This window comes from Methylorubrum rhodesianum, assembly GCF_014199985.1.
GTDB lineage: Bacteria > Pseudomonadota > Alphaproteobacteria > Rhizobiales > Beijerinckiaceae > Methylobacterium > Methylobacterium rhodesianum.
In genome coordinates this window covers 1-21,434 of sequence record NZ_JACHOS010000006.1, presented here as the reverse complement: position 1 = coordinate 21,434, position 21,434 = coordinate 1, and the positions used below count along the sequence as shown (strand labels likewise).

Here is a 21,434-nt window from a genome sequence, read left to right as displayed (position 1 = left end):
CCGGAGCCCCGCCATGCTGATGCATCGTCTCCTCACCCTCGGCGCCGAGCGCCATCCCGAGCGGCCCGCCTTCCACTGGGTCGATCGCGATCGCGGCCTGACCTATGCCGGGGCCGTCGATGCCATGGACCGCATGGCCGGCGCCCTGCACGATCTCGGCGTGGGAAAGGGGGATCGTGTCACGATCTTCGCCCATAACGGGCTCGACTACATCGTGGCGATGCTGGGAGCATGGCGGATCGGCGCCATCGCCGCGCTGGTGAACGTGAAGTTTGCCGACGAACTGACCGACTATTTCGCCGACCACGCGCCGAGCGCAGTGGTCTACACCCACGACATGGCGGCGCAGGTGGCCGCGGCCTGCGAGGCGGTCGGAACGGTCCGCGCCCGCCTGTGCATGGACGGGGCGCAGGACGGCGCCCTCTCCCTGCCGGAGATGCTGGCGGCAGCCTTGCCCGCCCCGCCCGATCCCGGCGACGAGACCGCCATCGCCCACCTGTCCTACACCTCGGGCACGACGGGCAAGCCGAAGGGCGCCTGCCTGCGCCACGAGCCCACCGTCCGCGCCGCCCGCTGCATCGGCGAGCGCCTGCGGCTGCGACCGGGCGACGTCTCCTTCGGCCCCTCCGCGCTCTCCAGCTCCTACCAGCTCGTCGCCAACCTGCTGCCGCCGCTCGCCGTCGGCGCGGCGATGAACGTGATGCGCTTCTGGACCCGTGAGGGCGGCTACGACGCGCTCAGTGCCCGCGGGGCGACGAGCCTCGTGGCCAACCCGCCGATCCTCGACGACGTGCTGCAGGAATCCCGCCGCCGCGGCGCCCCGCCGCCGGCCCTGCGCCTCGGCCTCTCCGGCGGCGGTCCGGTGCCGCCGACGCTCAAGGCGGCGTGGCGCGACGAGCTCGGCCTGCCGCTGGTCGAGAGCTACGGCCAGAGCGAACTCGGCGGCTTCGTCGGCCTCGGCTACCCGGAACCGGAGCCGGACGATGCGCGGCTCGGGCGCGTCGGGCCGCCGCTGCCCGACAAGGAGGTGTTCATCCTCGGCCCCGACGACCGGGTGCTGCCGCCGGGCGAGATCGGCGAGATCGCGCTCACCGGCGGCTTCATGGCCGGCTACTGGGGCAAGCCGGACAAGACGGAAGCCGCGACCCGCGGCGGCTACCTGCGCACCGGTGATCTCGGGCTTCTCGACGCGGAGGGCTGCGTGACCCTGCGCAGCCGCCGGGCGGAGCTCGTCGAGGTGTCCGGGCGCCTGTGGTACCCGCGCGACGTCGAGGAGGCGCTGGCGGCGCAGCCCGGCGTGGCCCAGGCGGCGCTGGTCGGCGTCGCCGATCCGGTCTTCGGCCAGCGGCCGGTCGCCTTCGCGCAAGGCCAGCCCGGCGCCGCGCTCGACGCGGCGGCGCTGAAGGCCGCGATCACCGGCCGGGTCGCCTACGACCTCGACCCCCTCGTGCTCGTGGTCGTGCCGGACATGCCGATGACCCCGACCGGCAAGATCGCCAAGGCGGATCTCGCCCGCTCCGACCTCGCCCAGACCGCTGCCGAGAGTGCCGCCAAAAGTGCCGCGAAGAGCGTGGCGGCGGTGTGATGCGCCCCGCGTCACGCTGGTGGTGGGACCTGACCACGGAAGACTTTTCGCGCCTCGACTGGACGCAACTCGTCGCGGTCCTGCCCGTGGCGGCGGTCGAGCAGCACGGGCCGCACCTGCCGGTGCGGGTCGATGCCGCGATCAATGCCGGCATCCTCGCCCGTGCCGTGGCCCTGATGCCCGACGACCTGCCGGCGCTGGTCCTGCCGATGCTGCCGATCGGCAAGTCGAACGAGCATCTTGCCTTCCCCGGCACGCTCAGTCTCTCCCACGAAACCCTGGCGCGGCTCTGGATCGAGACCGCCGAGGGCGTGCACCGCGCCGGCGGCCGCCGCCTCCTCATCCTCAACAGCCATGGCGGGCAGCCGCAGGTGATGGAGATCGTGACCCGCGAATTGCGGGTGCGGCTCGGCATGCTCGCGGTCGGCTGCGGTTGGGGCGGGGTGACGCCGATGGACGATCTCTTCTCGGAGGCCGAGCGCCGCCACGGCATCCATGGCGGGGCGATCGAGACCAGCGCGATGCTGGCGCTCCACCCCGACCTCGTGCGGATGGAGCGGGCGGACGACTTCGTCCCGCTCTCGGTCGAGATGGAGCGGGCCGGCGGGTTGCTGACTCCGGAGGGCCGGGTCGGCTTCGGCTGGATGGCGCAGGACCTCCACCCCGCCGGCGTCAGCGGCAACGCCGCGGCGGCGGATGCCCGGCGCGGGGCCGAACTGGTGGAGCGCGCCGCCGCGGGCGTGGTGCGGCTGGTGCGCGAGATCGCGGACTTCCCGCTCGAACGGCTGAGCCCCGGGACGGCCTTCGATGCCCGCTGACGCCCTGCGGCGGGTTGCCGAGCCCGAGACCGCGACGCTAACGCTTCCCGATGGGATCGAGCTCGTGGCCGACCTCTGGCGCCCCGCCGGACCCGGTCGCCATCCCGTCCTGCTGATGCGCCAGCCCTACGGCCGCGCCATCGCCTCGACCCTGACCCTGGCCCATCCGGCTTGGTACGCCGCCCGCGGCTACCTCGTCGTGGTTCAGGACGTGCGCGGGCGCGGCGGCAGCGGCGGCGATTTCCGCCTGTTCGAGCACGAGGCCGCGGACGGCGCGGCGACCCTGGCCTGGGCCGCGGATCTACCGGGATCGGACGGCCGCGTCGCGACCTACGGCTTCAGCTATCAGGCGGTGACGCAGTTCCTGGCGCTCGCGGGTGCGCGCCGCGCGGGCACGAAGCGGCCCGATGCGATCGTGCCGGCGATGGGCGGATGGGACATCCGCGACGACTGGGCCTTCACCGGCGGTGCCTTCGGGCTCGCCGGCAATATCGGCTGGGCCTGCCAGATGGGCGCCGAACGCGCCCGGCTCCGGGGCGACGCGGCCGCCTTCGCGGCGCTCGGCGGGGCGGCCCGCGGCGCGCCCTGGAGCGGACCGGTCGCGGCCCAGCCCGAAGTGCTCGCGCGACACGCCGCCGACCATCACTACATCGACTGGCTCGGCGACGATCCCGCCTATTGGGACGCGATCGCGCCGGCCCGCCTCCTCGCGGGGAGCGACCTCGCCGTACCCGGCCTGCATGTCGGCGGCTGGCAGGATTTTCTGCTCGACGGCACGCTTCGCGCCTACCAAGCCTTCCGCGCCGGGCCGGCGCCACAGCGCCTCCTGATCGGTCCTTGGACGCACGCCCCCTGGGGGCGCCGCGTCGGCAGCCTCGATCTCGGACCGGAGGCCGCCACGCCGATCGATGCCGCGACCGTCGCCTTCCTCGATCACGTGCTGCTCGGGCGCGAGGATCCGGGTCCGCCGGTCCGGCTGTTCGATGTGGGCAGGCGCGGCTGGGCCGGCTTCTCCGCCTGGCCCGAGCCCGAACCGACGGCGCTCTATCTCGCCTCCGACGGGCTTGCCGCCACCGCGGCGGGCGGACGGCTCGCGGCGGCGCCGGGGGCGGCCGGCGAGGACCGCCTCGTGCATGATCCGTGGCGCCCCGCGCCGATCGTCGGCGGGCCCTGGGGGACGCCGCCGGGCTACCAGGACCGTGCCGCCCTCGACGACCGCAGCGACGTCGCGGTCTATGACGGCCCGGTGATCGCCGCGCCCCTGCACCTCGCCGGCCGCGTGGCGGCCGAGGTCTACGTCGAGACCGCGGCGGCGAGCTACGACCTCCACGCCACGCTCTCCCTCGTGGAGCCGGACGGACGCGCCCTCACCCTGACCGCCGGCCATCTGCGGGTCGCCGATGCCGGCGCGCCCGGTCCCCGGCGCATCGCCATGCGGGGCGTGTGCTGCACGCTGCGGCCCGGACAGCGCCTGCGGCTGTCGCTCCAGGCCGCCGCCTGGCCGGCCTTCGCCGTCAATCCGGGGACCGGAAGCCGCCCGGAGGCGGCCGCGGCGATCCAGGCGAAGGTGATCGTGCTCGCCCTCCGCCACGGGGCCGAGCGGCCGTCGCGGCTGCTTCTGCCGGTCTTCGCATGAGCCGGCCGATCGCAGCACGTGCCGACGATGCCGGTTCGTCGAGCGGATGCGGCTCCGGCTTCGCCGACGGCACGGCCTTTGCTGCCGCCGACGGCGCAAACGTGGCCATCACGGCCCCGCGGGAGCCTCCAGAATGCGCGTGACACGGGCCGGTCTCGGCCTCAGCCTCCCTCTCCTCGCTTGGTTCGCCGCCGCCTTCTGTCTCGGCAGCGGCGTCGTCACGGCGCCGGGCGCCCGTGCGCAGGGCACGGTGACGCCGCCGGCCGGTCAATCGCGCATCACCGCCCCGGGCGGGCGGCGCGGAAAAGCCGCCCGCTCCCACCGGAAGCGACATCGGTGAGCCGCTTCCCGGGGTCCCTAGCGACCGACAACACCCCGCAATCCCACCGCAACCGGAAAGCCCGTCCCATGCGTACCTTCACGACCGCCACACTCGCCCTGTCTATCCTCACCGGTCTGCACGCCGGCGCCTTCGCCCAAGGATCGACCGGCGCTCCGGCCGGCAGCCCGGGCGCGACCGCGCCGGGCGGCACGGAAGGAGCCGCCGCCCTCCCGAACGAGCGGGAGGCGATCCGCTCAGGCGAAGCCATCCCGGCACCGCCCGGCACCGGCGTGCCGGTGGAGACCGTCCCGCCCCCGGCCGAGGAGCGCCGTCTCCCGCCGCCGCGTCCCTGACCGGCCTCGCAACGAGAAGAGGCGCCGCCGGATCGCTCCGGCGGCGCCTCCTTTTTCCCGGGACCCGGCGTCCGCCTCTACTGCGTCAGCCGATCGTCGATCCCCTTCACGTACCAGTTCATGCCGAGGATCATCGGGTCGGGGGCGTGCTCCCCCTCCTTCACCGCGACCGAGCCGTCCTGCTTGAGCACCGGCCCCTGGAACGGGTGGATCCGGCCCTCGACGATCCCCTTCTTGGTCTCCTCGGCCAGCGCCTTCACGTCGTCGGGCATGTTGGTGAAGGGCGCCAGCACGACCATGCCGTCCTTGATGCCGCCCCAGCTGTCCCCGCTCTTCCACGTGCCGTCGAGGACGGCCTTGGCCTCCTGGATCACGTAGCCGTTCCAGTCGTCGACGATCGAGGTCAGCTGCGCCTTGGGGGCGAAGCGGTACTGGTCGGAGGACTGGCCGAAGGCGAGCTTGCCGGCCTTCTCCGCCTCCTGCAGCGGCGCGGCGGAATCGGTGTGCTGGGTCAGGATGTCGGCCCCTTGCGCCAGGAGCGCCTTGGCCGCCTCCGCCTCCTTGCCGGGGTCGAACCACGTGTTCACCCAGACGATCTTGACCTTGATGTCCGGGTTGACCGACTGCGCGCCGAGCATGAAGGCGTTGATGCCGCTCACGACTTCCGGGATCGGGAAAGAGGCGATGTAGCCGACGGTGCCCGACTTCGACAGCTTGCCGGCGATCTTCCCGCAGATGTAGCGCCCCTCGTAGAAGCGGGCCGAGTAGGTCGAGACGTTGTCGGCCCGCTTGTAGCCGGTGGCGTGGGCGAACTTCACCTTGGGGAACTTCTTGGCGACCTTCAGGGTCGGCTCCATGAAGCCGAAGGAGGTGGTGAAGATCAGGCCCGCGCCCGAGCGGGCGAGCTTCTCGATCGAGCGCTCGCTGTCGGCCTCGGGCACGTTCTCGAGGAAGGTCGTCTCGACCTTGTCGGGCAGCGCCTCGGCTAGCGCCTTGCGGCTGAGGTCGTGCTGGTAGGAATAGCCGTAATCGGCGACCGGACCGACATAGACGAAGCCGACCTTGAGCTTGTCCGCCGCCCGTGCCGGGCTCGCCGCGACGGCCGCGCACAGGAGTGCTCCGGCCACGCGCGTGACGATGCTGCCCATCATGACTGTCTGCCCCTTTTCGGCGGCGTTGCCCGCCGCGACTTGCCGGCGCCGCGCATGGACGCCCGGGAGACTTTCAGAGCAAGACCAGGGCCAGGTCGGGCCGCGGGAGCAGGAGCGCTGAGCCGGCTTCAGGATGCGACCCTGATCAGCTTGAGCCTGCGAAGGGCTGCGACGGGTGGGAAGCAGGCTTTCAGACGAGCGGTCGCTACGCACTGCATCGCAGCGTAGATCGAGCGTTCGTCGAACCGATGATCGAGTGCTACGAACCGCTGTGCTGCCGCAGAGATCGAGGGACACCCCACACGTAACCCTTCAGGCCAAGCTGTGCCGCATGGGGAAAGGCTTGGCCGGTTGAGACGCCCGAGTCCGTAGGATAAGCGGGATCGTTCGGGGAAAGGGGGGAGCTGTGCCGATCGTGAAGGCGTCTGACGACGCAGATCTCGCGCGGCTGATTATGTCTGTCGCCGAGGGCGACCGCACGGCTTTGCGCGCGCTCTATACCGCGACCGCCCCGAAACTTCTCGGGATCATCCTGCGTATCGTGCAGGATCGGGGTGCGGCCGAGGATGCACTGCAGGAGGTGTTCGTGCGCATCTGGCAGCGGGCCGGCAGCTACGATCCGAACGGCGGCACGCCCTTCCCCTGGCTCGCTGCCATCGCCCGGCACAAGGCGATCGACCGCCTGCGGCAGGAGAAGGTCGCGCGTCTGACGCAGGCCGAGGAGGGCTGGCTGGAGCGCCTGGCCGACCTCGGGGATGGGGAGGCCGACCTCGCCCGGCGCGACGCGCTCGCCCACTGCCTCGACGCCGTCGAGCCGGCGCAGCGCGATTGTCTCGTCCTCGCCTATTGCGAGGGCTGGTCGCGCGAGGAGCTTGCCGCGCGGCACGATCGGCCGGTCAACACCATCAAGACGTGGCTGCGCCGCGGCCTGACCGGCCTGCGCAGCTGCCTGGAGGCGGTATGAGCACGGGACCGGGTAAGTTCGGGCCCGGCGACGGCGCGGAAGCTCCGCCCTTCTGGGTCGAGGATCCGGACGGAGCGGCAGGCGAGTACGTCCTCGGGACTCTCGATGCGGCCGAGCGCGCCGCCTTCGTGCGCGCGTTGGACCAGACGCCCGCGCTGCGGGCTGCCGTCGCTGCCTGGGAGGCGCGGCTCGCACCGCTCGCCGCGACGGCGCCCGCGATGGAGCCGGATCCGCGGGTCTGGGCCGGCATCGAGGCCCAGGTCGCCGCACACCCCGATGCCCAGGATACGGATGCGGCCGGCACGGCGCGCATCGTCCGGCTGGAGCGCGGATTGCGGCGCTGGCGGTTCGGCGCAGCGGCGGCGAGCGCACTCGCGGCGGGTCTCGCCCTCTGGATCGTCGCCGGGCCGAGGCCCGCGCCGGACGGGCGGCAATACCTCGCCGTGGTCGATCGCGGCGGCGCGCTGCCGGCGCTCATCGTGCGCGTTGATCTCGACCGGGGCCGCGTGCATGTGCGCAGCCTCGCGGCGGAGACGCCGCCGGACCGGAGCCTGGAACTCTGGTACATCCACGCGGGGACGGCCCCCCGCTCGCTCGGCCTGATCACCGATGCGACCGAAACCCTGACGGTGCCTTCCGACCTCCGCTCCGATGCTCCCGACGCGACGCTCGCGGTGACGGTGGAGCCGAAGGGTGGCGCCCCGGGGGGCAAGGCGACCGGGCCGGTGATCTATTCGGGCCGGCTCATCCGCGAATGAAGGTGCCTGGCCTCTCCCCTGCACGAGGCAGGGGAGAGGCCGTGCGGCCGGCGAGGTCGCGGCGTGCGATCAGGGCATCAGCACGCCGTTAACGACATGGATGACGCCGTTCGACTGCATCACGTTGGCAGTAGTGACGCGGGCGGTATTACCCTTGGTGTCGGTTACGGTCAGACCCTTGCCGCCGCGGGCCATGGCGACGGTGAGCGGCTCGCCCTGCGCCGTCTTGAGCGTCGCCTCGCCACCGCCTTGCTTCACCAGCGCCATCAGATCCTTGGCGGTGTAGGCGCCGGGCACGACGTGGTAAGTCAATATGCTGGTGAGCTGTGCCTTGTTCTGGGGCTGCACCAGCGTCTCGACCGTTCCGGCGGGCAGCTTGGCGAAGGCGGCGTTGGTCGGCGCAAACACCGTGAACGGGCCAGGACCCGAGAGCGTGTCGACGAGGCCCACGGCCTTCACGGCGGCGACCAGGGTGGTGTGGTCCTTCGAGTTGACTGCGTTCTCGACGATCGTCTTGCTCGCAAACATCGGCGCGCCGCCGACCATGGGGTTCTTGGCAAGCGCCGGAGCGGCGGCGAGGCCGAGGCCGAGGGCAAGAGCGAGGCGGACGAGGGTCTTGGACATGCGTTCTGGCTCCCTTGAAGCGCACCCCGTCGGGGGCGTCGCGGGCCTCTACGGCGGCCGAGGGCCAGAAAGTTTCAGCCACGCGAAAAAAATTGGGGTCGGCCATCCTTCAAATGTGACCTTGGCGGCGTGCTGGCCCAATGGTCTGCAACGGGTCGGAAGCGGCGGTTCAAGCGCTCTCTCCCAACATGCGGGCGGCCGCCCAGGCTTTCGGTCCGAACTGCGCGTCAAGCCAGTGATCGCTTCGGAGGGATGCGGTCCTGGGCCAACCCTCGACGCGTTGTACGGTCACCACGCTCTCCACTGCGCTGGCGGCGATGACGTTCTGCCTCCACGCCTGAGTGGCGATGTCGGCTGATCCGGCTCCATCGAGCGGCCGCAAGACGCAGCGACGGGTAGGGAGACAAATGCTTTTAGCTGGCCTTCAGGGGGACTTGAGCGTGTGAGCGGAGCCCTCTGGCTTTCTAGGGTAGCATGTTCCACCATCCTTCGGTGTCGAACAAGGGAGGTTGAGGCCATGGCCATGTCGATCAGAGTGGAGCGTAGCCTCGTTTCGCACGATGAAGGCCAGATTCTAGGCCAAACACATTATCCTGCGCTCTATGATGTTTCGTCCGATGAACTCGTGCAAACCCGAGTTCGGCTCCGAGATCTACGCTCGAAAGAGAGGACGCTAAGCCGAGATTTGCGTCGTGGGATCAGCGGCAAAGGTGAGCCGCGCGGCAGCAGTTATCCCGGCAATCTCGATAAGCCGACCAAACGAAAGCAGGTTTTTGCCAGTGCATTAAAGCGTGTGAACGGCGAGTTGACGCGCCGGCGTGTCATTGCGGCGCGTGAATCGATGCAGGCTTCGGCTGAGAGGGCGTTGGGCTTGAAGGGTTCGAAGAAGAAGCACCATCCACTGGCCGGTCGCAGAAGCAGATTCGGCATGAATTCGATCGAAAATGATCGCCGTCGCGCAAGTGTCCCGCCCTCGAAGGTCGGCAGCGTCACGAAGTCGAATCAGGTTGCTCAAGCTGCAAAAGATAGCAGGGTGTAGGTGATTCAAATGCATGGCTTGTGGGTAAGTCTGGTAATTATTGTAGCTGGAAATTTGTTGCGTGCTAATACGAATGGTCCAGCTTGAGACTTCTCGCAAGCACTTGCGGTATCTGCCCCGGTGCCAGGAGGATTGCGGTTCGCGGCGCATTTCACTTCGCTCCGGGCCTGCTGGTCTCGTCATGGAGAACAGGCCGCGGGCACGACCGTAGAAATTCATAGCCCAGTAAGCGGCTTGGCTGTCTGACATGGCTGCCGAGCCGGCAGGGAGGTCCCGTGCCCCGGGAGCGGCTGCAAGGCAGCCTTGTGCTCACAGGGGCATCTCCGCGGTACACCGGGGACTAGCTTGAGCTGACGCCCCTTGTTGCGGACCGGGTCAGAGGAGGATCCCTCTAGGCCTCAGGTCGTCTCACGGGGCGGAAGGAACGGGTGCTCTGTCGGCGCCCGCAACCGCCGGAGGGAGAGACGATGAACGCGCAAGGCCAAGCGATTGCCGATCGGTGGGACCAGACCTTCAACAGGGGCGACACCACCGGGCTCGGCCAGCTCTACAGCGAGGAGGGTCAAGTGATTCCAGCAGGCGGCTCGCCGGTTCGGGGAGCGCAGGCGATCGCCAGCTTCTTCGCAGACCTACAGGCGAAGGGCTTCAAGGATCACAAGATCACGGTGCAGGATGCCACCACAAGGGGTGACACCCTGATCCTCACTGGCCGGTGGCAGTTGAACGGACCGACCGAGGGCGGCGACACGCAGAGCTACGGCGGCAACTGGGTCAACGTCCTGGAGCGCCAAGGCGATGGCTGGCGCACCGTGCTGCACACCTGGAACTGAGGCTGCTTGCCTCGCCGCGGAGCGCCGGCGCGAGCGCCACGCTCCAAACTGGATGTCCGCGGCCCCACTCGATTTCATGCGCTTCGGACCGCCGACTGGCGCACAGCGGCGGGCGGCCGGTTCCCAGAAGAATGAGGGGCATCGGACACCCTGATCTCTCGATCCGCCCGTCCAAAGCCAATCGGTCAGGTCACTCAGGTATCAGCAGTCCGGGATCTGCCTGCTTCGGCGCTGGGCACTCTGTGCGGGTGTCCAAGGTGCCAAGACATGGGGAGAGGGTGGCGAGACGGACCATGACCTAGGATCTTGCGATGATGCGGATCGACCTCCCGTCTGGTTTGGGGCAAGGTCCTCCAGGGTTCGGGAGCAGGGTCAGTCCCCGCCGCCTCCGCCACCACTGTCCCCGCCAGAGCAGAACAAACTGCCGCCCGCGTAAGGCAACGGAGCTGAGCCGCAAGAATGGGGCGAGGGGGAGGGTCCGCTGTCGTTCACGGCGGAGGAGTCGTAGAGCGCCGGGTTGTAGCCGCCATCGCCGCCAGCCGACGAGCACGGCTTGCCGGCGGCTGCCTCACGGCGGCGACGCTCTTCCTTGCGGCGCTTACGGCCGAAGATGTCGAAAATACGCATCCATCGATCTCGCAGAACCGTTGAGCGAGTTTGCCCGCGACCGGAAACTCCTGAACCCTGGAGGCCTGGATAAGCCCCCTCACCTAGTGATGCCCGGCCATGTGGCGGCCGATCACTCCGGCCTCCGCCGCCGCGGCCGGCGTCTCGTAGACGAGGCGCCCGTCCGACATCACGCAGATCCGGTCCGACAGTTCCAGGATCTCGTCGAGATCCTCGCTGATCAGCAGAACGGCGGCGCCGGCGTTGCGCGCCGCCACGATGCGGGAACGGATCTCGGCGACCGCCGCGAAATCGAGGCCGAAACAGGGATTGACGACGATCAGGAGATCGACCGGGTCGGTGAGTTCGCGCGCCAGCACGGCGCGCTGCACGTTGCCGCCCGAGAGCGTGGCGATCGGCGCCTCCGAGGAGGCGGTCTTCACCTTGAAGCGGGCGATCAGGTCCTTCGCCCGCCGGCTCATGGCGCGCCGGTCGAGCCAGAGGGTCGGCGGACCGTCGGGGTCGTCGCCGCGCCGGTCGAAGGCGCGGAAGGCGAGGTTCTCGGCCACCGACATCCGCGGCGCGCAGGCGTTGCGCAGGGGTTCCTCCGGGATGAAGCGCACCCGGTGCCGACGGCTCTCCGCCCGGGTGCCGCCGTAGGGCTCGCCCTGGATCGCGACGCGCCCGCCCGTCGCGCGGATCTGGCCGCCGAGCACGTCGGCCAACTCCTTCTGCCCGTTGCCGGAGACGCCGGCGATGCCGACGATCTCGTGGGCGCGCACGCGCAGATCCGCGACATCGATCCGCCGCAGGCCGGAGACGTCGGTGGCGGTCAGACCCTCCACACGCAGGATCTCGCGCGCCCGGTCGGGCTCGCCGATCCGCGCGGCGATCGTGCGCGTGGTGCGCTCGCCCACCATCATCGCCGCCATGTCGTCCCGCGACAGCGCGCCGACCGCGCCGCCGCCGACGAGCCGGCCGCGGCGCAGGACGCTGAGGCTGCGGGCGAAGGCCTCGACCTCGCGGAACTTGTGGCTGATCATCAGCACCGTGAGCGCGCCCGCATCCGCCATGCCCCGCAACAGGCCCAGCACCTCCTCGGCCTCCGTCGGCGTCAGCACCGAGGTGGGCTCGTCGAGGATCAGGAAGCGGGCCTTGAGGTAGAGCTGCTTGACGATCTCGAGCTTCTGCTTCTCGCCCGCCGCGAGTTCCGCCACCGGCCGGTCGAGGTTCAGCCGGAACGGCATCCGCGCCATGAAGTCGGCGAGCGCCGCGCGCTCGGCCGTCCAATCGAGGATCGCGGGCGCGTCGGCCCGGCCGATGACGAGGTTCTCGGCGCCGGTCAGCGAGGGCACCAGGGTGAAATGCTGGTAGACCATGCCGAGGCCGCGCGCCTGCGCGCCCTTCGGCCCGGTGATCTCCGCCTCGCGCCCGTCGATCAGGACCGAGCCGGCGCTCGGCGGGTAGAATCCCATCACGCATTTGACGAAGGTCGACTTGCCCGCCCCGTTCTCGCCGAGCAGGGCGTGGAAGCCGCCGGCCTCGATCTTCATCGAGACGTCGTCGAGGGCGGTGAAGCCGCCGAAGCGCTTCGTCATGCCGACGGTCTCGATGGCGAGGGCGCCGGAGGGAGCGGGGGCCGACATCACGACCTAGCCCATCGCCGCGAGGATCGCCTCGGACGAGGCGACCGCGCCGAACACGCCGCCCTGCATCGTCACCATCTTCAGCGCCGCCTCGTGGTTGCCACGGTCGGTGGCGGCGGTGCCGTCGGAGACGATCACGCATTCGAAGCCGCGGTCGTTGGCCTCGCGCATCGTGGTGTGGACGCAGACATCCGTGGTGATACCGGTCAGGATCAGGTTGCGGATGCCCCGCGTCGTCAGGATGAGTTCGAGATCGGTGGCGCAGAACGAGCCCTTGCCCGGCTTGTCGATCACCGGCTCCTCTGGCAGCGGCGCCAGTTCCGGGATGATTTCCCAGCCCGGTTCGCCGCGCACCAGCACGCGTCCGCAGGGCCCGGGATCGCCGATCCCCGCCCCGATCCGGCGCGAGCGCCAGCGCTTGTTGGCGGGAAGGTCGGCGAGGTCGGGCCGGTGGCCCTCGCGGGTGTGGATCACGTGGTAGCCGCCCGCCCGCGCGGCGGCGAGGAGTTGCGCGATCGGCTCGATCGGCGCGCGGGTCAGGGCGAGGTCGTAGCCCATCGCATCGACGTAGCCGCCCTTGCCGCAGAAGTCGGTCTGCATGTCGATGATGACGAGCGCCGTGGTCTCGGGACCGAGCGAGCCGTCATAGGGCCAGGGATAGGGCTCGGCGGCGACGAAGCGTCCGCCCTCGGGAGATCCGGCGGAGGGGAAGGGGATGACGCTCACTCCGCCGCCTCCCGCGCCGCCGGTTGCTCGCCCTCGCCATAGACGCGGGTCGGCGCCGGGAAGCCGCACGAGGTGCCGTCGGTCACCTGCACCGTCTCCTCCCACGGCAGGCGGTAACGGCCCGCGGCGAGGTCGTGCATGTAGGTGTAGGGGCAGTCGCCCGCGCCGCCCTTCACCGCCGTGTAGCCGCGGTGGCCGAGCTGGTAGATGTTGTTCTCGACGCCCCAATGCGCCCGCGCCTCGCGCACGAGATCCGGCCGCACCTCGGCGGTGATGATCTCGTCGACGCGGCCGGTGGTGCCGTGGGCGAGAACCGTGCCGTCGAAGTTGACGATCATCCCCTCGCCCATCGAGTCGAAGGTGCCGTCGGACCCGCACATGCAGACGTTGGCGGTCACCATCAGGTTGCAGAAGGCGTTCGACTGATTGGTGAAGCGCCAGGATTCGCGGATCGGCGCGGTGTAGCCGGCCGTGCGGATCATGATCTCGGCGCCCTTGTAGGCGCATTCGCGCGCCATCTCCGGGAACATCCCGTCGTGGCAGATGATGAGGCCGAGCTTGGCTCCCTTCGGCCCCTCGATCACCGGAACGCCGAGATCGCCGGGCTCCCACGGCTCGACCGGCACCCAGGGATGCATCTTGCGGTAATAGAGCTTGAGTTCGCCGGTCTCGTCGATGATGAGGCCGGAATTGAACGGGTTGCCGTTCGGGTTGGCCTCCATGATCGAGAAGCAGCCCCAGATCCGGTTGTCGCGGCAGGCCTGTTTGAAGGCCGCGACCTCGGGTCCGTCGAGCGTGCACAGGATCTCCGGGCGGGTATCCATCGACAGGCCGTGCAGCGCGTATTCGGGGAAGACGACCAGATCCATCGTCGCCATGTTGGCGCGCGCCTTGGCGACCATCGCGACGATGCGCTCGGCCTGGGCCGTGACATCGGCCCGCGTGGCGATGGTCGGCAGTTGCAGCTGGACGAGGCCGATGACGACGCCGTTCGGGGATTTGTTCAGTCCACCGAGTCCGTTCATGAGGCTTCCTTACTTGAGGGACAGCTCGCCCGGCGCGCCGGTCAGCGCCCGGTCCGGCGAGGAGGTGGCGATCAGGAGCGCCAGGGTGAGGACGTAGGGGGCGGCGTAGAAGAGGTAGTAGCCCTGGGAGATGCCGACCGATTGCAGGGCGGGTCCCAGCGCCCCGGCGCCCCCGAACAGCAGGGCCGCCCCGAAGCAGGCGAGCGGATTCCAGCGGGCGAAGATGACGAGCGCCACCGCCATCAGGCCCTGTCCGGACGAGATGCCCTCGTTCCACGAGCCGGGATAGTAGAGCGAGAGATAGGCGCCGCCGATCCCGGCGAGCACGCCGCCGGTCGCCGTCGCAAGAAGCCGCACGCGGTCGACGTCGTAGCCCATGGCGCGCGCCGCCTCCGCGCTGTCGCCGACCACGCGCACGATCAGGCCCGCCTTGGTGTTGCGGAACGCCCACCACAGGAACAGCGCCAGCGCGGCGCCGGCCAGGAACAGCACGTTGACCCGCAGCGCCGCCTGGACCTGAGGCAGGTCCGACCAGAAGCCGAAGGGGATCGCCGGCAGCGGCGGGGCCGAGGGCTGGATGAAGGGCTTGCCGAGGAAGAAGGCCAGCCCCGAACCGAACAGCATCAGCGCGATGCCGATCGCCACGTCGTTGACCCGGGGGAAGCGGCAGATGAAGCCGTGCAGCCCGCCGAAGGCGCCCCCGGCGAGCCCGGCAACTGCCACGCCCGCCCAGGGACTGCCCGTCATCACGGCGGTGGCGTAGGCCGACATCGCACCGAAGACGAGGGTGCCTTCGAGCCCGAGATTGATCCGCCCCGAGCGCTCGGTGATGGTCTCGCCCAGGCTCACGAACAGGAACGGCGTCGAGACGCGGATCGCCCCGCCGATCACGGCGAGCAGGACCGTCGTCAGGCCGAGATCGTCGCTCATCCCGCGTCCCTCAAGCCGGTTCTCACGAGACCGCCCGGCGCTTCTCGGCCCAGAGATGCGGGCTGAAGGGCTTGAAGCGCCCGTAGAGCGTCTCGCTGACGAGAACGACGAGGAAGAGCAGCCCTTCGAGCACGAGCACCGTCGCGTCGGGCAATTGCATCCGCCTCTGGATCAGGCCGCTCGAGGCCTCGATGCCGCCGAGCAGGAAGGCGACCGGCAGGATCGCCAGGGGATTGTGGCGGGCGAGGAAGGCGACGAGGATGCCGGTATAGCCGAAGCCCGCATTGAGCGAGGCGTTGGCGTTGCCGTGCACCGCCGCGACCTCGAAGAAGCCGGCGAGCGCGGCGCAGGCGCCGCCCAGCGCGGTGAAGCTCACCACGAGGCGCCCGACCGGCAGGCCCTGAATCTGCGCCGCCCGCAGGTTGCCGCCGGCGATGCGGGCGGCGAAGCCGATCGTCGTCCGCTCGGTCAGCGCGTAGGCGGCGAGGCAGGCGAGCACGCCGATGCCGAGGCCCCAATGGACATCGAGGCCCGGCAGGGCGCCGACCATGAACGCCTCGCCGATCGGCGCGGTGGAGGGCTTGTTGAGGCTCGCCGGATCGCGAAGCCAGCCCTCGATCAGATGGTTCGAGAGCGCGAGCGCGATGTAGGACATCAACAGGCTGGCGATGGTCTCGTTGACCCCGCGATAGGCGCGCAGCGCCCCGACGGCGCCGATCCAGGCGGCCCCGGCCGCGACGGCGGCGAGCGCCATCAGCGGCACGGCGAGGAGCGGGGATAGGCCCTGGAGCGGCTGCGCCGCGGCCGCCGCGGCCACGCCGCCCAGGACGATCGCGCCCTCGCCGCCGATCACCACGAGGCCGAGGCGGGCCGGCAGCGCGACGCAGAGCGCGGCGAACAGGAGAGGTGCGGCGCGCTGCAGGCTGTTCTGAAGCGCGAAAGGCGAGCCGAAGCCGCCGCGCCAGACGAGATCGAGAAAGGCGAGCGGGCTTTTCCCCAGGGCCACCAGGAACAGGGAGAAGATCAGGAAGCCCGCGGCCACGGCCCCGAGCGGGATCGCGACGCTCTCAGTGCGGCGCGCGAGCCACGCCCGGATCTGGAGCGAGGCCGGGGGGCGGTCCGGATCGCTCTCGGCCAGCGGCAGGCCGGGGGCGGTGGTGTCAGCGGCCATGGGTGCGGGTCCAAGGGGCGCGGGTCCAGCGGGTCGGGTCCAAGGGAACGGGTCCGTTGGGTCGGGTCCTCCTCCGAGAGGCCGCACAAGCCATGCCAAGCCTGCTTGGGCGGCCTTCGGGCTGCCGGCCGGCGGCCGTATCAGGCCGAGCCCTTCACGCCCTCGACGAGGTAGTTGGTCTTCTCCAGTTCGCTCGCGTTCTCGGCCAGCGCCGTGCCGGCACCGGCGATCACGTTGCCCTTGTTGTCCTTGAGCGGGCCCTTGATGATGGCGAAGCCGCCCTTCATCATCTCGGCCTTGACGGCATCGGCCTGCCTGCGGGCTTCCTCGGAGACCGCGGGACCGTAGGGGCTCATCTTCACGAAGCCGTCCGGCAGCCCGCCGCGCAGGAAATTCGGCGGTGCCTTGCCCGCCTGCATGTCGGCGACGAAGCCCTTGTAGATCGAGGCCCAGTTCCACTCCGCGCCGGTCAGGTACTGGTCCTTGGCGAGAGCCGACTGGTCGGCGTGGTAGCCGCAGACGAAGGCGCCGCGGCGCGCCGCCGTCTCCACCACGACCTTGGGGCTGTCGACGTGGCAGGTGATCACGTCGGCGCCCCCGTTGATCAGCGCGTTGGTCGCCTCCGCTTCCTTGACGGCGAGCGACCACTCCCCGGTGAAGATCACCTGCACGGTGATCGACGGATCGACGCTGCGCGCACCGAGCAGGAACCCGTTGATGTTGTTGAGAACCTGCGGGATCGGCTTGGCCGCGACGAAACCGAGCCGCTTCGCCTTCGAGGCATGGGCGGCGACGATGCCGTTCAGGTACTGCCCCTGGGCGATGTAGCCGAAATAGGAGCCGGCATTCTTCGGGTTCGCCTCGGTCCAGAGCCCGCCGCAATGGCGGAACTGCACCTTCGGGTTCTTCTTCGCCTCGATGAGGACGTGTGGGTCGAAGTATCCGAAGGAGGTCGGGAAGACGAGGGTCGCCCCGTCCAGGTTGATCATGCTCTCCATGGTCTTCTGGACGTCGGTGGTCTCGCGGACGTTCTCCTCCTCGACCACCTGGACGCCGGGGATCGCCTTGAGGGCGGCCGCGCCCTGAGCGTGGGCTTGGTTGTAGCCGTAATCATCCTTCGGCCCGACATAGATGAAACCGACTGTGAGCGGACCGGCGGCCCGGGCGCGGCCGAAGGGCAGCGCCCCGAGGGAGAGGGCGGCCGCACCGCCGAGCAGATGTCTGCGGGAGAAAGAATGGTCTGACACGAGGCGTGATCCGTCTTTCCGGGCCGGCGGCACAAGTTTTGTCAGCATTGATCCTGTTTCAGGTCGAGAAAAGATCAAAGTTTCGGCACCGGAACTGCCCCCATCCGGCAGGGAAAATCAGATCCCGGCCGACAAGGCGCCTAAAATGCCATCTGCCGATGCATGCTTTCGCGCCAACCCTCCCGGAAGGCCCCCATCCTCAACGACTCGGGGCGAAGACGCGGCCGAGGGCCGCCGGTGCCAGCGATCCGCCCCGCCGCCGGCCGAGCGACAGCAGGACGAGCGCCAGGATGGTGGCGAGGTAGGGGAGGGCCGAGAGCAGCTGGCCCGGCAGGCCGAGACCCGCGGCCTGGGCGTGAAGCTGGAGCACGGTCGCCCCGCCGAAGAGCAGCGCGCCCGCGGCCACCCGCAGCGGTTGCCAGGAGGCGAAGACCACGAGCGCCAGGGCGATCCAGCCCCGTCCGGCGGTCATCGCCGGCGCCCAGAACGGCGTGTAGGCCAGCGACAGGTAGGCGCCGGCCAGTCCCGCGCAGGCGCCGCCGAACAGCACGGCGAGGAAGCGGACCTTACGCACCTTGAGCCCGAGGGCATGGGTCGCGGTGTGATCGTCGCCGACGGCGCGCAGGATCAATCCGGCGCGGGTGCGCCACAGGAACCACCAAACGCCCACGACGAGGAGCAGGGCCGCGTAGACGAAGGCGTCGTGCCCGAACAGCAGCCGGCCGATCCCGGGGAGGTCGGTGAGGCCGGGCAGGTGGAGATGAGGCGCCGGATCGCGCTTCATCCCGACATAGCCGGCGCCGACGAGGCCGGAGAGTCCCAGCCCGAGGATGGTCAGCGCCAATCCCGAGGCGACCTGGTTGGCCGCCAGCCCCACGGTGAGGACGCCGAAGAGGGCGGCGAGCAGCAGGCCCGCCCCGGCCCCGCCGAGGGCGCCGAGCCCGGTCGATCCGGTCTGGGTGGCGACGGCGAACCCGGCGGCTGCGCCGAGCACCATCATGCCCTCGACGCCGAGATTGAGCACGCCGGAGCGCTCGACCACGAGTTCGCCGATGCCGGCCAGGATCAGCGGTGTCGCCGCCGTCAGCACCGTGACGAGCACCATCTGGACGATGTCGAGGCTGACGATGTCGAGGCTCATGGGGTCACCTTGGCGCCCGCACCGCCCGGCACGATCCGGACGTGGTAGCGCGTGAGCACGTCGGCGCCGAGCACGAGGCCGAGCAGCAATCCTTGAAAGGCGCGGGTCAGGTCGAGGGGCAGCTTCAGGTCGATCTGGGCCCCCTCCCCGCCGATCGTCGTCAGGGCGATGACGAGGGCCGCGAGCAGAGTGCCCGGCGGGCTGAGGCGGCCGAGGAAGGCGACGATGATCGCGGTGAAGCCGTAGCCCGGGGAGATCTCCGGCTGGAGCTGGCCGATCCGTCCGGCCACCTCGCAGATGCCGGCAAGGCCCGCCGCCCCGCCGGAAATCGCGAAGACCGCGAGCGTCAGGCGCGCGTCCGAGAAGCCGGCGAAGCGCGCCGCCCGCGGGCTCGCGCCGACCGCGCGCACCTCGAAGCCGAACAGGGTCCGCGCCAGGACGAGGGCCGCCAGCGCGATCGCGAGACCGCTGATCAGCACGCCCGCATGGAGCGACTCGCCCTCCATCAGCAGGGGCAGCCGGGCGGCGTCCTCGAAGCTGACGCTCTGCGGGAAGTTGTAGCCCTGCGGATCGCGCAGGGGCCCGCGCACCATGTAGTCGAGGAGCAGCTGCGCGACGTAGACGAGCATCAGGCTGGTCAGGATCTCCGACACGCCGAGCCTGACCCGCAGCAGCGCCGGGATCATCGCGTAGGCGATGCCCGCGAGCGTGCCGGCGAGCAGCATCGCCGGCAGGATCCAGACCGTCGGCCCCTGCGAACCGTGCGCGGCGACGGCGACCCAGCCGCCCGCGAGGCCGCCGGCCACGTACTGGCCCTCCGCCCCGATGTTCCACAGGTTGGCGCGGTAGCAGAAGGCGAGCCCGGTCGCGATCAGGGCGAGCGGCGCGGCCTTCAGCGCGACCTCCTGCAGCGACCAGACCTCGCTCAAGGGGGCGACGAAGTAGGTGAGGAAGGCTTGCCCCGGCGGGACGCCGAGGATCGCCACCGCGATCCCGCCGATCAGGACCGCGGCGAGGAAGGCCAGCGCGGGCGCGAGCAGGTCGAGCCAGGGCGACCGGCGCGCGCGGGGGAGGAGGTCAAGGCGCATCGCGCATCCCGTTCATTCCTGGCTGGCTTTTCACGCGCATGGGCGGATCGGGTCCGGCAGGGGCTCAAAGGACCGGCGCGGCGGTTCGGATCGCGGGCGCTGCCGGGGGCTCACCGGTCTGCGTCTCCGGCTCGCCGACCCCGCCCATCAGCAGCCCCAGAGCCGCGCGGCTGGTCGCGCCGGTCGGGACGGGCCGCGAGAGCGCGCCGGCATGCAGGACAGCGATGGAATCGGCGATCTCGAACAGCTCGTCGAGATCCTGGCTGATCACGACCACCGCGCTCCCTCTGCCGGCGAGATCGAGCACGGCCTGCCGGATCCGGGCGGCGGCGGCGGCATCGACGCCCCAGGTCGGCTGGTTGATGACGAGGATGCCCGGTTCGGCCAGGATCTCGCGCCCGACCACGAACTTCTGCAGGTTGCCACCCGAGAGCGTGCCCGCCGCCGGGTCCGGGCCGGCGCCGCGCACGTCGAAGGCATCGACCACCCGCCGGGCGAGGGCTCGCGCCGCACCGAGCCGCAGCAGGCCGAAACGGGTGAGCGGCGCGGTGGCGTGGCGGGAGAGCAGCGCGTTCTCCGACAGGTTCATCGGCGGAACGGCGGCGTGGCCGTTGCGCTCCTCGGGCACGAAGGCGGCCCCGAGCCGGCGCCGGGCATTGATGCCGAGATGGCCCGCCGCCCGGCCGTCGAAGCGCACGGCCCCGGCCGCCGGGGCCCGGCTCTCGCCCGAAAGGGCGTCGAACAGTTCCGCCTGCCCGTTGCCGGCGATCCCGGCGATGCCGAGGATCTCGCCGCCCGCGACGCGGAGCGCGATGTCCCGCAGCGGCGTCCCGTGCAGGCCCGGCGCGGGCAGCGTGAGGCGGTCGAGCACGAGGCGCTCCCCGCGGGACCCGCCGACCGACTTCGGCCGCACCTCGCTCACCCCCGTGCCGACCATCATCGCGGCGAGCGAGCGGGCGGATTCCGCCCGCGGATCGCACGTGCCGACGACCCGGCCGCCCCGCAGGATCGTGGCCCGGGTGCAGAGGCGGCGCACCTCGTCGAGCCGGTGTGAGATGTAGAGCAGGGCCCGGCCCTCGTCGCGCAGCCGCTCCAGCACCGCGAACAGCGCCTCCGCCTCGCCCGGCGTCAGCACCGAGGTCGGCTCGTCGAGGATCACGAGCTTCGGGTTCTGGAGCAGGCAGCGCACGATCTCGATCCGCTGGCGCTCGCCGGCCGAGAGCGACCAGACCGGCCGCGCCGGATCGAGATGCAGGCCGTAATCCGCCCCGAGCCGGGCGATCCGCTCCGCGAGCGCCCGGCCCGTCAGCGCGGCGGGCATGACGAGGGCGATGTTCTCGGCGACCGTCAGGTTCTCGCACAGCGAGAAGTGTTGGAAGACCATGCCGATGCCGAGCGCCCGCGCGGCCTCGGGGTTCGCCAGCCGCACGATGTCGCCCTGATGCGTGACGACGCCCTCGGTCGGCTCCAGGAGGCCGTAGAGGATCTTCATCAGGGTCGACTTGCCGGCGCCGTTCTCGCCGAGGAGGGCGTGGATCTCCCCGGCGCGGATCTCCAGGTCGACGCCGTCATTGGCGGTGAAGGCGCCGAAACGTTTGACGATGCCATAGGCTCCGAAGAGCGGGGTCGGGCCTCCCCGCGGCGCCGGGGCAGCGGATGCGGCCGCCATCACGCCGTACCGAACAAGTGCCGGGCGATCCGCGAATGGTCCTCGCGCAGGCGGCCGGTCTCGATGCCGACGGGCTGTCCGTCGATCACCCGCCACGTGCCCGCG

At 70.6% G+C, this 21,434-nt stretch carries 20 protein-coding genes; 9 read left to right on the top strand and 11 right to left on the bottom strand.

Annotation, left to right across the window (positions count from 1 at the left end; translation table 11 throughout):
- Nucleotides 1–13 precede the first annotated feature (13 nt).
- The 5 genes from HNR01_RS10150 to HNR01_RS10130 all read left to right on the top strand — a co-directional run bounded on the left by HNR01_RS10150 (nucleotide 14) and on the right by HNR01_RS10130 (nucleotide 4,714).
- Complete coding sequence (locus HNR01_RS10150) at nucleotides 14–1,585, top strand: class I adenylate-forming enzyme family protein (protein ID WP_183667635.1); 1,572 nt, start codon at nucleotides 14–16, stop codon at nucleotides 1,583–1,585.
- A complete protein-coding gene (locus tag HNR01_RS10145; protein ID WP_183667634.1) occupies nucleotides 1,585–2,403 on the top strand; it encodes a creatininase family protein in 819 nt (272 codons plus the stop codon). Before HNR01_RS10150 ends, HNR01_RS10145 begins: the two co-directional genes overlap by 1 nt.
- Nucleotides 2,393–4,039: a CocE/NonD family hydrolase gene (locus tag HNR01_RS10140; RefSeq protein ID WP_183667633.1), complete on the top strand. Its 1,647-nt coding sequence runs from the start codon at nucleotides 2,393–2,395 to the stop codon at nucleotides 4,037–4,039. Before HNR01_RS10145 ends, HNR01_RS10140 begins: the two co-directional genes overlap by 11 nt.
- 133 nt (nucleotides 4,040–4,172) lie before the next feature.
- Entirely contained in the window at nucleotides 4,173–4,379 is a 207-nt protein-coding gene (locus HNR01_RS10135) for a hypothetical protein (protein ID WP_096484624.1), read from the top strand.
- Between the two features lie 68 nt (nucleotides 4,380–4,447).
- Nucleotides 4,448–4,714, top strand: a complete 267-nt coding sequence (locus HNR01_RS10130; protein ID WP_183667632.1) for a hypothetical protein — start codon at nucleotides 4,448–4,450, stop codon at nucleotides 4,712–4,714.
- 77 nt (nucleotides 4,715–4,791) lie between these two features.
- Here the strand turns inward: HNR01_RS10130 and HNR01_RS10125 are convergent, their stop codons facing one another.
- On the bottom strand, nucleotides 4,792–5,865 hold the full coding sequence (locus HNR01_RS10125) for a BMP family ABC transporter substrate-binding protein (RefSeq protein ID WP_183667631.1): 1,074 nt from the start codon (nucleotides 5,863–5,865) through the stop codon (nucleotides 4,792–4,794).
- 454 nt (nucleotides 5,866–6,319) lie between these two features.
- Here HNR01_RS10125 and HNR01_RS10120 point away from each other — a divergent pair, with 454 nt between their 5' ends.
- Together HNR01_RS10120 and HNR01_RS10115 are read left to right on the top strand one after the other, a co-directional pair.
- Nucleotides 6,320–6,829 (top strand): sigma-70 family RNA polymerase sigma factor, encoded by a 510-nt coding sequence (locus tag HNR01_RS10120; protein WP_183667630.1) that lies wholly within the window; start codon nucleotides 6,320–6,322, stop codon nucleotides 6,827–6,829.
- Nucleotides 6,826–7,587: an anti-sigma factor gene (locus HNR01_RS10115; protein WP_183667629.1), complete on the top strand. Its 762-nt coding sequence runs from the start codon at nucleotides 6,826–6,828 to the stop codon at nucleotides 7,585–7,587. Before HNR01_RS10120 ends, HNR01_RS10115 begins: the two co-directional genes overlap by 4 nt.
- A gap of 69 nt (nucleotides 7,588–7,656) precedes the next feature.
- Here HNR01_RS10115 and HNR01_RS10110 read toward each other — a convergent pair whose 3' ends face one another.
- A complete protein-coding gene (locus HNR01_RS10110; protein WP_183667628.1) occupies nucleotides 7,657–8,211 on the bottom strand; it encodes a fasciclin domain-containing protein in 555 nt (184 codons plus the stop codon).
- A gap of 517 nt (nucleotides 8,212–8,728) precedes the next feature.
- Between HNR01_RS10110 and HNR01_RS10105 the strand changes: the two genes are divergently transcribed.
- A complete protein-coding gene (locus HNR01_RS10105; protein ID WP_157228187.1) occupies nucleotides 8,729–9,250 on the top strand; it encodes a hypothetical protein in 522 nt (173 codons plus the stop codon).
- Between the two features lie 467 nt (nucleotides 9,251–9,717).
- Complete coding sequence (locus tag HNR01_RS10100) at nucleotides 9,718–10,080, top strand: YybH family protein (RefSeq protein WP_183667627.1); 363 nt, start codon at nucleotides 9,718–9,720, stop codon at nucleotides 10,078–10,080.
- 710 nt (nucleotides 10,081–10,790) lie between these two features.
- Here HNR01_RS10100 and HNR01_RS10095 read toward each other — a convergent pair.
- The 9 genes from HNR01_RS10095 to HNR01_RS10055 all read right to left on the bottom strand — a co-directional run bounded on the left by HNR01_RS10095 (nucleotide 10,791) and on the right by HNR01_RS10055 (nucleotide 21,329).
- Complete coding sequence (locus tag HNR01_RS10095; RefSeq protein ID WP_183667626.1) at nucleotides 10,791–12,332, bottom strand: ABC transporter ATP-binding protein; 1,542 nt, start codon at nucleotides 12,330–12,332, stop codon at nucleotides 10,791–10,793.
- A 6-nt stretch (nucleotides 12,333–12,338) separates the two neighbouring features.
- Nucleotides 12,339–13,058, bottom strand: coding sequence for a biuret amidohydrolase (biuH, locus tag HNR01_RS10090; protein WP_183667625.1), 720 nt, complete (start codon nucleotides 13,056–13,058; stop codon nucleotides 12,339–12,341).
- On the bottom strand, nucleotides 13,055–14,083 hold the full coding sequence (locus HNR01_RS10085; RefSeq protein ID WP_183667624.1) for a formamidase: 1,029 nt from the start codon (nucleotides 14,081–14,083) through the stop codon (nucleotides 13,055–13,057). The genes biuH and HNR01_RS10085 overlap by 4 nt, the downstream gene beginning before the upstream one ends.
- A gap of 9 nt (nucleotides 14,084–14,092) precedes the next feature.
- Nucleotides 14,093–15,013 (bottom strand): ABC transporter permease, encoded by a 921-nt coding sequence (locus tag HNR01_RS10080; protein ID WP_183667623.1) that lies wholly within the window; start codon nucleotides 15,011–15,013, stop codon nucleotides 14,093–14,095.
- A gap of 22 nt (nucleotides 15,014–15,035) precedes the next feature.
- A complete protein-coding gene (locus HNR01_RS10075) occupies nucleotides 15,036–16,184 on the bottom strand; it encodes an ABC transporter permease (RefSeq protein WP_183667622.1) in 1,149 nt (382 codons plus the stop codon).
- A 140-nt stretch (nucleotides 16,185–16,324) separates the two neighbouring features.
- On the bottom strand, nucleotides 16,325–17,479 hold the full coding sequence (locus HNR01_RS10070) for a BMP family ABC transporter substrate-binding protein (RefSeq protein WP_183667621.1): 1,155 nt from the start codon (nucleotides 17,477–17,479) through the stop codon (nucleotides 16,325–16,327).
- 151 nt (nucleotides 17,480–17,630) lie between these two features.
- Entirely contained in the window at nucleotides 17,631–18,572 is a 942-nt protein-coding gene (locus HNR01_RS10065) for an ABC transporter permease (RefSeq protein WP_183667620.1), read from the bottom strand.
- The gene (locus HNR01_RS10060) at nucleotides 18,569–19,660 is read right to left on the bottom strand and encodes an ABC transporter permease (protein WP_183667619.1); all 1,092 of its coding nucleotides are present in this window, start codon (nucleotides 19,658–19,660) and stop codon (nucleotides 18,569–18,571) included. The genes HNR01_RS10065 and HNR01_RS10060 overlap by 4 nt, the downstream gene beginning before the upstream one ends.
- 64 nt (nucleotides 19,661–19,724) lie before the next feature.
- Nucleotides 19,725–21,329: an ABC transporter ATP-binding protein gene (locus HNR01_RS10055; protein WP_183667618.1), complete on the bottom strand. Its 1,605-nt coding sequence runs from the start codon at nucleotides 21,327–21,329 to the stop codon at nucleotides 19,725–19,727.
- Nucleotides 21,330–21,434: the final 105 nt, after the last annotated feature.

What these genes read in the sequence shown, in the direction of transcription:
- HNR01_RS10150 (WP_183667635.1), top strand. Translation starts at nt 14, where the DNA reads ATGCTGATGCATCGTCTCCTCACCCTCGGCGCCGAGCGCCATCCCGAG.
- HNR01_RS10145 (WP_183667634.1), top strand. Translation starts at nt 1,585, where the DNA reads ATGCGCCCCGCGTCACGCTGGTGGTGGGACCTGACCACGGAAGACTTT.
- HNR01_RS10140 (WP_183667633.1), top strand. Translation starts at nt 2,393, where the DNA reads ATGCCCGCTGACGCCCTGCGGCGGGTTGCCGAGCCCGAGACCGCGACG.
- HNR01_RS10135 (WP_096484624.1), top strand. Translation starts at nt 4,173, where the DNA reads ATGCGCGTGACACGGGCCGGTCTCGGCCTCAGCCTCCCTCTCCTCGCT.
- HNR01_RS10130 (WP_183667632.1), top strand. Translation starts at nt 4,448, where the DNA reads ATGCGTACCTTCACGACCGCCACACTCGCCCTGTCTATCCTCACCGGT.
- HNR01_RS10125 (WP_183667631.1), bottom strand. Translation starts at nt 5,865, where the DNA reads ATGATGGGCAGCATCGTCACGCGCGTGGCCGGAGCACTCCTGTGCGCG.
- HNR01_RS10120 (WP_183667630.1), top strand. Translation starts at nt 6,320, where the DNA reads ATGTCTGTCGCCGAGGGCGACCGCACGGCTTTGCGCGCGCTCTATACC.
- HNR01_RS10115 (WP_183667629.1), top strand. Translation starts at nt 6,826, where the DNA reads ATGAGCACGGGACCGGGTAAGTTCGGGCCCGGCGACGGCGCGGAAGCT.
- HNR01_RS10110 (WP_183667628.1), bottom strand. Translation starts at nt 8,211, where the DNA reads ATGTCCAAGACCCTCGTCCGCCTCGCTCTTGCCCTCGGCCTCGGCCTC.
- HNR01_RS10105 (WP_157228187.1), top strand. Translation starts at nt 8,729, where the DNA reads ATGGCCATGTCGATCAGAGTGGAGCGTAGCCTCGTTTCGCACGATGAA.
- HNR01_RS10100 (WP_183667627.1), top strand. Translation starts at nt 9,718, where the DNA reads ATGAACGCGCAAGGCCAAGCGATTGCCGATCGGTGGGACCAGACCTTC.
- HNR01_RS10095 (WP_183667626.1), bottom strand. Translation starts at nt 12,332, where the DNA reads ATGTCGGCCCCCGCTCCCTCCGGCGCCCTCGCCATCGAGACCGTCGGC.
- HNR01_RS10085 (WP_183667624.1), bottom strand. Translation starts at nt 14,083, where the DNA reads ATGAACGGACTCGGTGGACTGAACAAATCCCCGAACGGCGTCGTCATC.
- HNR01_RS10080 (WP_183667623.1), bottom strand. Translation starts at nt 15,013, where the DNA reads ATGAGCGACGATCTCGGCCTGACGACGGTCCTGCTCGCCGTGATCGGC.
- HNR01_RS10075 (WP_183667622.1), bottom strand. Translation starts at nt 16,184, where the DNA reads ATGGCCGCTGACACCACCGCCCCCGGCCTGCCGCTGGCCGAGAGCGAT.
- HNR01_RS10070 (WP_183667621.1), bottom strand. Translation starts at nt 17,479, where the DNA reads ATGCTGACAAAACTTGTGCCGCCGGCCCGGAAAGACGGATCACGCCTC.
- HNR01_RS10065 (WP_183667620.1), bottom strand. Translation starts at nt 18,572, where the DNA reads ATGAGCCTCGACATCGTCAGCCTCGACATCGTCCAGATGGTGCTCGTC.
- HNR01_RS10060 (WP_183667619.1), bottom strand. Translation starts at nt 19,660, where the DNA reads ATGCGCCTTGACCTCCTCCCCCGCGCGCGCCGGTCGCCCTGGCTCGAC.
- HNR01_RS10055 (WP_183667618.1), bottom strand. Translation starts at nt 21,329, where the DNA reads ATGGCGGCCGCATCCGCTGCCCCGGCGCCGCGGGGAGGCCCGACCCCG.